Annotated in this window: 15 protein-coding genes; 7 read left to right on the forward strand and 8 right to left on the reverse strand. The window is 39.9% G+C overall.

What is annotated here, in order from left to right; all coding sequences use genetic code 11:
• Nucleotides 1-58: 58 nt before the first annotated feature.
• From QUA71_RS28150 to QUA71_RS28180, 7 genes are all read right to left on the reverse strand, one after another.
• Complete coding sequence (locus QUA71_RS28150) at nt 59-517, reverse strand: hypothetical protein (RefSeq protein ID WP_333290172.1); 459 nt, start codon at nt 515-517, stop codon at nt 59-61.
• Nucleotides 510-677, reverse strand: coding sequence for a hypothetical protein (locus QUA71_RS28155; protein ID WP_333290174.1), 168 nt, complete (start codon nt 675-677; stop codon nt 510-512). Before QUA71_RS28155 ends, QUA71_RS28150 begins: the two co-directional genes overlap by 8 nt.
• Complete coding sequence (locus QUA71_RS28160) at nt 674-1042, reverse strand: hypothetical protein (protein ID WP_333290176.1); 369 nt, start codon at nt 1040-1042, stop codon at nt 674-676. The genes QUA71_RS28155 and QUA71_RS28160 overlap by 4 nt, the downstream gene beginning before the upstream one ends.
• 191 nt (nt 1043-1233) lie before the next feature.
• Nucleotides 1234-1425, reverse strand: coding sequence for a hypothetical protein (locus QUA71_RS28165; protein ID WP_333290178.1), 192 nt, complete (start codon nt 1423-1425; stop codon nt 1234-1236).
• Complete coding sequence (locus QUA71_RS28170) at nt 1418-1741, reverse strand: hypothetical protein (RefSeq protein ID WP_333290180.1); 324 nt, start codon at nt 1739-1741, stop codon at nt 1418-1420. Before QUA71_RS28170 ends, QUA71_RS28165 begins: the two co-directional genes overlap by 8 nt.
• A 1-nt stretch (nt 1742) precedes the next feature.
• Nucleotides 1743-2102 carry a hypothetical protein gene (locus QUA71_RS28175; RefSeq protein ID WP_333290182.1) on the reverse strand — a complete coding sequence of 120 codons (360 nt, stop codon included), beginning with the start codon at nt 2100-2102 and terminating at the stop codon, nt 1743-1745.
• Nucleotides 2103-2115: 13 nt separating this feature from the next.
• Complete coding sequence (locus QUA71_RS28180; protein ID WP_333290184.1) at nt 2116-2724, reverse strand: hypothetical protein; 609 nt, start codon at nt 2722-2724, stop codon at nt 2116-2118.
• Nucleotides 2725-2829: 105 nt separating this feature from the next.
• On the opposite strand from QUA71_RS28180, the gene QUA71_RS28185 reads away from it, so the two are divergent.
• Together QUA71_RS28185 and QUA71_RS28190 are read left to right on the forward strand one after the other, a co-directional pair.
• Nucleotides 2830-3738: a hypothetical protein gene (locus tag QUA71_RS28185; RefSeq protein ID WP_333290186.1), complete on the forward strand. Its 909-nt coding sequence runs from the start codon at nt 2830-2832 to the stop codon at nt 3736-3738.
• Between the two features lie 200 nt (nt 3739-3938).
• Entirely contained in the window at nt 3939-4652 is a 714-nt protein-coding gene (locus tag QUA71_RS28190) for a hypothetical protein (protein ID WP_333290188.1), read from the forward strand.
• A 127-nt stretch (nt 4653-4779) separates the two neighbouring features.
• Here the strand turns inward: QUA71_RS28190 and QUA71_RS28195 are convergent, their stop codons facing one another.
• Nucleotides 4780-5346 (reverse strand): C39 family peptidase, encoded by a 567-nt coding sequence (locus QUA71_RS28195; protein WP_333290190.1) that lies wholly within the window; start codon nt 5344-5346, stop codon nt 4780-4782.
• Nucleotides 5347-5721: 375 nt separating this feature from the next.
• Between QUA71_RS28195 and QUA71_RS28200 the strand changes: the two genes are divergently transcribed.
• The 5 genes from QUA71_RS28200 (at nt 5722) to QUA71_RS28220 (ending at nt 8494) form a co-directional block, all read left to right on the forward strand.
• Nucleotides 5722-6060: a hypothetical protein gene (locus QUA71_RS28200; protein ID WP_333290192.1), complete on the forward strand. Its 339-nt coding sequence runs from the start codon at nt 5722-5724 to the stop codon at nt 6058-6060.
• Nucleotides 6061-6063: 3 nt separating this feature from the next.
• Nucleotides 6064-6438, forward strand: a complete 375-nt coding sequence (locus tag QUA71_RS28205) for a hypothetical protein (protein ID WP_333290194.1) — start codon at nt 6064-6066, stop codon at nt 6436-6438.
• 83 nt (nt 6439-6521) lie between these two features.
• On the forward strand, nt 6522-7274 hold the full coding sequence (locus tag QUA71_RS28210) for a hypothetical protein (protein ID WP_333290196.1): 753 nt from the start codon (nt 6522-6524) through the stop codon (nt 7272-7274).
• On the forward strand, nt 7271-8047 hold the full coding sequence (locus QUA71_RS28215; protein ID WP_333290197.1) for a hypothetical protein: 777 nt from the start codon (nt 7271-7273) through the stop codon (nt 8045-8047). Before QUA71_RS28210 ends, QUA71_RS28215 begins: the two co-directional genes overlap by 4 nt.
• Before the next feature lie 207 nt (nt 8048-8254).
• The gene (locus tag QUA71_RS28220) at nt 8255-8494 is read left to right on the forward strand and encodes a hypothetical protein (RefSeq protein ID WP_333290199.1); all 240 of its coding nucleotides are present in this window, start codon (nt 8255-8257) and stop codon (nt 8492-8494) included.
• The last annotated feature ends 436 nt before the right edge of the window (nt 8495-8930 follow it).

Genomic DNA, 8930 nt, shown 5'->3' on the forward strand with positions numbered 1-8930 from the left:
TTTTTAATCCATTTAGGTTAAACGAATCGCACATATACTTATCTTAACTGTACTCTATTTACCTGCAATCTGCTGTAATAGTATTTGTTGTACCAACAATCGCTTGTTGGAGTGTCGGAAGCATTGCCCCTAGCGCAACTCCACCTAACTTGATACTCCCTAGTGCACTCCACATGGAAGCTATACCGCCAGTAGCAAGAGCAGTTAGTCCGGTAGCACTACCGATAAACCATCCAGCAACCGCAACGGCAGCTCCTCCCGCGAGAAAGCCAAGCGGATCGTTTTTTAACCACTGTCCAAATAACGCCCAGTCACCACGTCCGATCGCAGCAAGTAATTCTTTCCCCCCTTCCCATATTTTTTTTCCAAATTCAATAACAGTTTGAACTCCTTTTTTGATAGCCCCCCAAACTTGACTTGCCGTATTTTGTAGCCATTTACCGGGTTGGATGCCCTCAGTAGAGAAAGCGAGCGCACTGTTCTCAATCGTTACTCCCCAAGTTTTTATTTCAGCCATTTAATTTTTCTCGTTTATGTTTTTCAACTTGTTGCCACAGTTCACTAGCTTCTCGCTGAAGTTTATTAAGCTGTGCTTCTAATTTGTTAATTTCTGTTTGTTTTTCCATCCACTTCTGATAAGTTTCACGATACACTTTATTACTTTCACTGTTATTCATGTCATTAACCATTCTGTTGCTGTTTCGATAATTGAACCGTTTGTACCCAGGGTTGCTGCGTAAGGCAATATCACTTTACCGGAATATTGAAGAGAATTATAATCAAAGTTAAAAGTGCAGTTGGCTAAATTATTGGGATTGTTTGCTGGTTGATTTTGCCAATAAATGATGTAATTAATCACGTCAACAAAATACTGACTTAACGTTTGCGATTTTATTGTTCCGACAGGATTACCCGGATTAAAAGTAAGTGTTGGCAAATAAGGAGTAGCGCTACTGGTAAAAAATCCGATGGATGTATCGTAAATAACTTGTCCGGGAATTACAAAGTCCCCTTCTAAAATAAAATCATCACTTTTGGTCATGTTGAAATTTTGTGCAGCTAGACTTTTTTCTGCCTAATTGATTAGGTGCATTAATTGCCACAACTGTCCCTCAATCGTAGTTGCGTTTATCGTTGAATCTGTTCCCGCCGTTACTACTGCCATATTTTTACCTTCATTTTTACAAGTAGCCGCCTTGCTTGGGCGGCTACGCCAAAAAATACACTTAAAAACTAACTTCCTTTAGTTTTGGCTGCGAGTGCGATTGCAAAACCAAATAGCGTACTAGCCAAAGTAGTCAAATTTGCGGGTGCATCGCCGTTGATTTTTAATCCTATAGCTAGCGCCCCAAAAGTAACCGCAGTGGCGCTACTGCAAAGAAAAAGCATTAAGCCCCGATAAACGTAACGGTCAATTTCAAGCATCTTCAATAGTCCAATCTGTATGTCTAGGAATATTTTCTTCAGGGAAACCCGCTCTATCGTGAATTATACCTTGACGCATCAAAACGGCTTTTATGTCACGCACATCACATTTAATTACTCCAAATTCTGTTAAAAGATGGTCAATATTTTGTTGCATCTTTCTACCTGAATTTAAGTTACTTTTTTCGAGTTGTATTTCCAGCTTTTCGAGTTTAGTATTGTACTTAGACATAGCAAAAGCAAAGCCTGCGGTAGCCGCGCCTCCTCCTCCGCCAATTATTAAAATGATAATTTCGAGTAAATCTTTAGTTGTCACGTTAATTTATTTCTCCCGTGTACTCCCAAACAGTCAAATTAATACCATTACCGTATATAAAACAATTCGCACTTAATTCATATTCACATTTTACAGAGTAAGTAAAAAGTTGCAATTTGTTTAACCACAATTTTTTACTAAAATTTAATTTTGCGTCCGGTTTTCCGTCTATTGTAGTCAAGCCTGTAAATATTTTTCTTTGCAAGTAGGCTGCTAAAATCCATTCTCTGTCTGAGGAAGTCATAGCGGTAATTAAAACCGCTATGACTGGTGATTGTAAAAGTAAAGGGCAAACAATTTCACTTTTAGAATTTGGTGAAGTTTGCCAAATCTCTACCCACAATGAGCTGTTAGAACTCAATTGCAACACTTGATTAACCTACAAAACCTTGAGGTGTAAACAAAATAGTTGCATTAGGCAAAGAACTTCGCAAAGCGTTTATAATAGCTGTTTGAGCATCTTGTTCGTTTTGATTTTGGTCTAAACGTCCAAAACTACAAGAAACCGAATTTACCTCTGTTTGAGTGTATTTTTTTCCTGTAAAACGACTTGAACGATTCTCCCTAACTTCAGAACCAGGAACAATTACTTTTACTTTTGCAAATTGAATTTTTCGCGCTCTTTTGATAACTAAATTTGTACCTGTTGGCACTGCAGTAACTACGTGCTTACCTGTTGCGGCAATTATGGCAGTAGTCACTGTATTAATTAAACTGGTTTCGGTCTGCTCTTTAGGTGTCGGCGCTTTGGCAGGTGCAGCTAGAACCTTTGTCTCATAGTAAAAATTATCTGGCCCTCCAAAAGGACGAATGTAGCCTATTTGTCGTCCTACATTAGATCTTTTGCCAAGCATACTAGCCGCGTAAGCAGCTTGTTTTTCGGGAGTGCTTAATTTTAGGTAGGCTTCGTAAGCGTTTTTTTGAGCTTTAAGCTCGTCCGCTCGCATGATATCTCTAAATCTAGCCATAATTTTAAGTGACAAAATCTTGTGTATGTGTTTTTAATTTAGCGTATAAAGCTCAAAAAAATATAATGTTATAATTCTTTAAACCCTATAGGTTTGCACAAAAAAATAAATGAATTGAATATGCCTCAAAAACCTACCGATAAACGCCTCACACTTGAGACAGACGAACCGTCTTTACTTTTTGCAGTTAACGAGCTACTTGCAACAGGTGGTATAGACTTTGACGAGTGGTGGAAAGAATTTTCTACACCACCTACCAACAAAATTGATTTACAAGAGTGGACTAAACCAAAATTTATTGATGTCACACCTAAAAATAAAAATAATATCGGTAGGTGGATTAAATATTTTCCTGATAAAGATGATGAAAATACTTTTTATCGTTTGTCGGGTACAGGCCGAGATTTAGTACATCACATTGTTGCTATTGGATACGAACAAGGCGGTAGCACGGGAAGTGTATCCGGCAGAAACAGCAAACCACCTCTTAAAGGTTTTCCGTTAATTGAACTTCGTTTTATTAGCGCTGACAAAAAAGTAGGGGTCAAGTGGATTAGGTGCGCGGGCTACACCGATAACGAAAAAATAGCCGCAAGTAAACTTGCAAAACTTGTCACACCTGCTGACATCAAAATGTGGGCAAGCAAGATTAAAACTATTTTTGGCGACACCAAATACGTTTGGAAAAAAGGCAAAGAATGTTTGTCGTACAGCGGGCAAATAGCACGTTTACAAGGACTTGAAGGGTATGCCTACGTCCGTACTAAGCAAGACGGAATTGATTTGTTTACGGCGATACTCAAAATATTTGATGCCGTACCAGATAAAGATGGCTTTAACCGAAGCGAGAGTACATCTACGACCAAGTACAAAAAACCAACCAAAGAAATAATTGTGGTAAAGGAGAAGGTAATGCCAGAAGAGCGCCGCCCAATTGCGGACTGTGAGTTTGACCACGCAGTGTTGCGGCTTCCGCTTTTGAAGAAACCCATTCCATTGGTAAAGCGAAACGTAATTCTGTACAAGTGAGAGTATTTGAGTGTATTTTCCGGTCTAGCCGCCTTGGTTGGGCGGCTACTTGTAAAAATGACTGAATATGACCGAATTTGAGAGTTGACGCAGGTGACGAAATGGTGCGATCGTCTTAGTAATTCAACACCCTTACGGCGCGCGAACGCTTTCAGGGTGCATTTGCCTCCAGTTGTATAAGAACTTTTGGCTATTTTATTATGTCACAACAGTCCGCTTGTAATACCCCGCGATCGCAATTTTTAACGTATTCGCGGGACACCCCTTTGGCGCTTCGCTGGTATCGGGACGCCGTATTCGATGGGATTCCCCATTCAGCAGCGTTTTCAGTTCTCAACTGTACCAAATCCGGGATACAGTGGCTCCACTACTATCAAGCCCCGGTGCTGTTACCAGAGCAATGCGATAACCTTTACGGCGTTGAGCCAAAAACTACCGATCGCCTGATTCGCAACTTTGAAAATCAACTGGTAGGGGATGGGTTATTTTGTTGCTCCGAAAGTTTTCTTGAATACATAGAACCCGTGCTGGGTATTTGTTGGATAGGTCGTCCCAGCTTGAATTACCTGTTGCCTCCACGGGCCGTGCTCAAGTTAGCTTGTTGGATGCCGGCGACAACGGCAACGGTTCGCGCTTTATCGGCGCTGTCCATGATCGCAAACAAAGCTTACGAGCCACTACCCGAACCCGTGAGAATGAGTCAGCACTACCGAATAGTAGAGCGGCGTACCGCCCCCAAGGATAAATTGGCTCTGATGGAAGAAGCAAAAACTAAGGGGCGGTATGCCTACGCCCAACATTTTGGTGATTTGCGATCGGGTATAACGTGGAAGCGACTGCTTGTTCACCACGAACGGGGCGGGCAATTCCCGCCAACACGGGCTGATGTCAATCAAATACTGGTTGAGTTTTAACTCCGATCGTCAGGCACGGAAGAAGAAAAACTAGACTCACATTGTGTGCATATTGTGAGTCTAGCTTCCTTTATCTTTGTTTTCACAAGTAGCCGCCTTGGTTGGGCGGCTACTTCAAAAACTACACTTACTTGCTGAGATAGTGAACCCAAAACTGACCATCGTAGGCACAAGTTTTCTGGATTAAATCGTAACTGTAGTGTAAATTCTTACCGCTTAGGTCTGTGCGATAACCTGTACTGAACCATTCGCCGTATGGATCGTGAACTATAAATCCAGTGGTGTTGTAACCGACTAACACAATAATGTGACCCGGTTGCGTGAAATAACCGTGGATGACACACGGATTGCCGTTACTTAAATGTTCTTTGCAGCGGTCAAATGTACCGTAAGCCGTAAAGTCATCCTTAACTCCATAATCACGCGCTACTTGCGCTAAGTCTTCAGGATAGTGCTTGTTTAAGCCCTTTTCAGACATATATTGGTAAAGTTCATCTTCAAGCTGGGTATTTTTATTTTCTTTAAGCCTTTTCCCGTCAAACCCATACTTAAAACCTACATCGTAATACTCTAAACACATTGCCAAGCTTGTTACGTTACAAGTCGAATAGGGTTTAAACTTGTTGTCTAGTTGCATTTTGTAAGGGACATCTAAACGTACACTATCCCTTTTGGATTTTAATTTATCGCTCATACTTTTATAGAACCAATGAGTGTACACAGTCAACTTATTGTAACTTTTGTTAACAATTATTGTAATGTTTCGAGAATTTAAAAAAATAAATTACTTACACAATAAAAATATGAACAAAAAACGAACCTTGACAATAAAATAGTGACTCAAATCAAGCGAAAGTACAACAATTCAAAAGTGTACTTCGACCCAGTTAAAAATGTTGCGTACTGGGACGGCGCGATCGGAACTCGTGAATTTAGGCTCTTAAAAGACCTAGACAGTCACATTCTGAAGCGGTGTTACAAATTTGATTCGATGCACGAATACTACTGCTATCGAACTATTGCACTTATATTGCCAATTCACTTGCAATTACTAAGGCAGGTTAATTTTTTGGCTATTCCAAAAAGTGATTTAGGTTCAGCAGTAACCTATCGTGCGGATTTAGTTGTTGGCCCGGTTGAATTAGACGAGAAATTTTTTCGCCTTTGGGCTATGTTGCCAGAAGTTAACCCTTTTGATTTTTTAATAATTGAACCAAAAGGGATTTTAACTGATAGTGCCAGAATCAAACACTTAGCGCTATGCGCGTCAAACAAAATTACGTTGCAGCAAATGCTTTTTGTAGCAAGCAATTATGCAGATTTAGCTGTACCTGATGTGGCAAAGTGTAGTTTATTTCACTTGCCTACAGTTCTTAACAAAAAACTTGCTTTAATCTTTGGAAATTAAACAATGGAAATTACGGCTACTCCTTGGCACGAAACAAGAACCCTCATCCCTCCTCGAATTGAAATGCTACAAGACGAGGGAATGGTTCAACAGAAAAAATCCTTCCTCAAATCAGAAGCTCCTCAGTCGGCAACCGCTAAGCTTAGATTCGTTCATTACAACGAAAGCTACATTAAGTATTGCTTTCTCAAGGAGTTCTACGATTTTTTGTTCGATGGGACTAGACAAGAGCTTTTATCCGAAGGCAGCAAAAATGAGTTAATCGCTCTTGTTACACAAGTCGTAATTGATTTTGTCGAATATTGCAATCAACAGTCTTTAGAAGAAAATTCTCGCGAACTGTTCCGAGAATTTTGTAAAGTCAGCCTCTTTAAGTAGCTTTTTCTCCAAGTAGCCGCCCAACCAAGGCGGCTAGACCAGAAAATACACCTCAAAACATTTAATCATCCACTACCAAAACTATGGCCGTTAATTTTTACGAAGGCAAAGACAATAAGCCCCACCGCTTATTTGTGACACCCGATCGCGTGACTATGCACGATCGGATAGTTTTTACTGAGGCGTGTTACGCCGTAGATGACAAATCTGTCACTTTTTACGGCATCCTGTCGTTTCAGTGTGTCGGAGTAGAAAACTCAAAAGACAAGGCTTGGAAAGTTGACAATCAAAAAGTTCTTTTGAGTTTATACAAAGATAAAAAACCTACTTGGAACAACGAAACGAGAAAGTTTGAGGATAAAGAAGTAGAACCTGGGGAAAACTACCTTTACGGTTTTGCCAAAGATGTCCTAAAAAACATTAATGGAGATTGCGTTTCAGCAGTCATTGCGCCTTACGTAAATCCTCAGTTTTTAGAGGAAATGAAAACTTCCCAAGACGAAGCAACGATTGCTTATTGGGAAGCAAAAGTTAAAAACACAATCGTTGTTGTTGAAACAAATTTTAAAGTGTTAACCGACAGCGACAAAGAATTGTTAAAAATTACTTCCACCAATTCTAGCAACGGAAAAACTTACCAGAAACCCGAAAGTGAAAGTGAAAAACTAGAAGCGCGTTGGCAATTCTTGAAACAACACCTTGGCAGTACTTACGATGTCAAATCTATCTACGAATTAGGTGCTTTACTTGCAATGCAGCCGAGCGGGCCAGAAGGAATCGAGGAACAGCAAACTCTAATTAAAACACTTGAGCTAATCTCAGGGATGTGGAAATGACAAATAATTTACCCCCTGAAATTCAACAAGCGTTGCAAAACCCAATACAAGAAGGTGAAAATATATCTGAAAGCGACGAATTGGACATAGGGAAATACGCGAGGTTAAAAAGATTGAAACAAGATGATAGCAGTAAAGTTTTAATTGAAGGTGAGTCTATTGGTCGGAAAATCGAAAATCTTTTTCGGCAAACTGTTACCATTCCCAATCCTGAGATCGCCTATCCTTTGTTGGCAGCATACGCATCTATTCCAAGCGTACTTTGTGATATTCTCCCTATTCTTGAGTTGCGGGGGGAGCCGGAATCGGGAAAATCAGAGTGTATTAAGATATTCTCTCGTGTAACAGGAAGCATTCTTAACGCACGTTCTACGGCTGCAAGTATCAAGAACGATATCAATCAGATTCGATGGGTTGATCCATCTACTTTTTCAGTTGAAAGAAACTGTTTTTACTTACTTGATAATGCTGATAGCGAGTTTTTTGAGGAAAGAGATGTATTGACGGCATTTCTTAACGGATACGATAGGCACACGGACAAGCAAAGCATTAGCAATGGTAAAGGTCAAAATATACCTTTTTACGTGTTTTGCCCCAAAGTTGTTACTACGGTGTGGCGAATTAGTAGTAATGAAATAAGGAGGCGATTACTGACGCTTAAATTCAAGCCAGGACTTAACTTAAGCAACTTGATTAATCCTGACACACTTGCTATTAATTCCTTGAAAAAAGAGCTTTCTAATTTTTGGGCAAGTCCTGTTAATTGGGATTGACACAGTGAAGTTCAAGGACAGATAAGAAGTGAATTCCCCTCTACCTATCCTTTACAAAAGTGGAAGCTTGTTGCGGATGTAATAGTTTCCGGTCTGTGTACAGGAGTTTGGGATTCTTCAAGTAAAGCTTTTGATTTTTTTGAAACATATTTTGAGTTTCGAGAAAAATCGAAAGAAGGAATCTACGAAACTATTTTAGTTGACACCTTGGCTGAACTTTCAGGAATTCCATCTAAAGAATGGGCAACAAGCCCCCCATCTATTTTGGTTGAAGTAGACCCCAAAAGTTTAAAGACAAGGATAGATTCTCACACAGAATCAGGACTAATACCAAAAGTTAAACCCGATCAGCTTCAAATGGATGTAAGAGCTTTAGGTTGGGGGGTGATACCTAAAGGAGGAAAGTACATTTACAAATTTGTCAGAAAAGGAAAACTAAAAAATTAGATTTTAGTTGGATTGAGGAAGTAGAAAACTTAGTTAAAAGTCCTAAGTTTTGTGAGACTCTTTCAACTTGTAGCGCATTACTGGAAGAAATCAATGGCCTAATACCAACCTCCCACGTGAGATTCCTCAAACTAAACCTAAGCTTAGCAGTTGACCTACTTAAAGTGTGCCAAAAACAAGTGTTTAGGTTAGTTCAGTTACGCCGTTAAGATTGATTCGTTTAAGTGCTTTTTTACAAGTAGCCGCCTTGGTTGGGCGGCTACGCCAAGAAATACACTGGAGGGCAAGCATTATGACTAGCGTTCACGAATATTACGACAACATGGCTGACATTTCTGTTACAACCAGAGAAGCAATTAAAAGTCTTGAACTAGCTCGAAAAAATATACAAGAGGCTTTGATTGCAATTAATGGTGTAAGAAAACAGGGTGACGCA

Origin of the sequence: Microcoleus sp. MON1_C5 (genome assembly GCF_036701875.1) — a bacterium.
GTDB lineage: Bacteria > Cyanobacteriota > Cyanobacteriia > Cyanobacteriales > Microcoleaceae > Microcoleus.

Excerpts from the sequence above, each read along its gene's own strand:
- QUA71_RS28150 (WP_333290172.1), bottom strand. The coding sequence starts at position 517 with ATGGCTGAAATAAAAACTTGGGGAGTAACGATTGAGAACAGTGCGCTC.
- QUA71_RS28155 (WP_333290174.1), bottom strand. The coding sequence starts at position 677 with ATGAATAACAGTGAAAGTAATAAAGTGTATCGTGAAACTTATCAGAAG.
- QUA71_RS28160 (WP_333290176.1), bottom strand. The coding sequence starts at position 1,042 with ATGACCAAAAGTGATGATTTTATTTTAGAAGGGGACTTTGTAATTCCC.
- QUA71_RS28165 (WP_333290178.1), bottom strand. The coding sequence starts at position 1,425 with ATGCTTGAAATTGACCGTTACGTTTATCGGGGCTTAATGCTTTTTCTT.
- QUA71_RS28185 (WP_333290186.1), top strand. The coding sequence starts at position 2,830 with ATGCCTCAAAAACCTACCGATAAACGCCTCACACTTGAGACAGACGAA.
- QUA71_RS28190 (WP_333290188.1), top strand. The coding sequence starts at position 3,939 with ATGTCACAACAGTCCGCTTGTAATACCCCGCGATCGCAATTTTTAACG.
- QUA71_RS28195 (WP_333290190.1), bottom strand. The coding sequence starts at position 5,346 with ATGAGCGATAAATTAAAATCCAAAAGGGATAGTGTACGTTTAGATGTC.
- QUA71_RS28205 (WP_333290194.1), top strand. The coding sequence starts at position 6,064 with ATGGAAATTACGGCTACTCCTTGGCACGAAACAAGAACCCTCATCCCT.
- QUA71_RS28210 (WP_333290196.1), top strand. The coding sequence starts at position 6,522 with ATGGCCGTTAATTTTTACGAAGGCAAAGACAATAAGCCCCACCGCTTA.
- QUA71_RS28215 (WP_333290197.1), top strand. The coding sequence starts at position 7,271 with ATGACAAATAATTTACCCCCTGAAATTCAACAAGCGTTGCAAAACCCA.